This is a genomic window from Ramlibacter sp. WS9, assembly GCF_003797765.1.
GTDB lineage: Bacteria > Pseudomonadota > Gammaproteobacteria > Burkholderiales > Burkholderiaceae_C > Ramlibacter.
Window position 1 is genome coordinate 1 of sequence record NZ_RKMB01000081.1, and the last position, 1,073, is coordinate 1,073.

The 1,073-nt window shown below is 61.8% G+C and carries 2 protein-coding genes; one reads left to right on the forward strand and one right to left on the reverse strand.

Annotated elements, in window-relative coordinates:
• The coding region (locus EEB15_RS32995) for a helicase HerA-like domain-containing protein (protein WP_141514228.1) at positions 1-481 on the forward strand (481 nt) is incomplete at its 5' end.
• 180 nt (positions 482-661) lie between these two features.
• On the opposite strand, the gene EEB15_RS33915 is transcribed toward EEB15_RS32995, so the two are convergent.
• Positions 662-1,073, reverse strand: a 412-nt coding sequence (locus tag EEB15_RS33915) for a hypothetical protein (protein WP_158290312.1), incomplete at its 5' end; no start/stop codon positions are given.

Here is a 1,073-nt window from a genome sequence, read left to right on the forward strand (position 1 = left end):
GCTGGACATCGAAACTGCAATTACCGAGCTGGCTACCGGCGAAGCATTGCTGAGCCTGCTCGACGCCAAAGGGCGGCCCAGCGTGACCGAGCGGGTGTTCGTGCTGCCACCCGGCAGCCAGCTGGGGCCGATCACGCCGGAGCAACGCAAAGCCTTGATCGCCGGATCGCTGGTCGCGGGTGCCTATGAGAAGACGGTCGATCGCGAGTCGGCCTACGAAAAATTGAAGGGTCGCGCCGAATCCGCGCAAGCCCCTGGCGGCAGTGCGCCCGGTGCGCCTGCGGGAGCGCCTGCAGCGGAAGGCGGCATGTTCGACACGCTGCGCGATGCGGTGTTCGGCTCCACCGGTCCGCGCGGCGGCAAGCGCGAAGGGCTGGCCGAAAGCATGGCCAAGTCGGCGGTGCGGACCATGGGCAGCGCCGTCGGCCGCGAGATCATTCGTGGGGTGCTGGGCAGCATCATGGGGAGCAAGCGACGCTAATCGGCTGGGCGGGATTCAATCCGTCAACGAATTTGGGATTGGGTTCGACCGTTTGCTGCAGCCTCGGCTCGATCTGCCCCCACATCTTCTGCAACGTGGAAGGCTCGGGCAGGCCGTGGGCTTGCAGGTCAATGATGTATCTTTCGCTGTGCGTCCGGGCCGATGTCCCCACGGGTGCGATCACATCACCTTCAGCGGAGTCACGTGTTCGCGCAGGTAGTTAGCAAGCTGATTTATCTCCGCCTTGCGACTTTCGGCCAAGTCATCGGTCCTGTCCCCGAAAACTCGGATGCACGCTTTGACCACATCATCGAATCCGGGATCATTCGTAAGACGCGTGCAAACCAAAGCGACGTGACCATTGGCCCCCTTCTTTCGCACACTACTTCCGGGCAACCTGGATATTTCCTTGTTCAAGACGCGGTCAATGGATTCGACATCCTTCATCTGATCGAGCTGCGACACCAGGGCCTGAGCGACCGCGCCAAGGAGCCTGTCCACGTGATGGAATCGGAACCCGTCGTCATCTTCGAGACGAAATTCCGCCAGCGCAGAAAGCGGCGACGTGTAAAATTTGCGTGTCCAGGCCAGT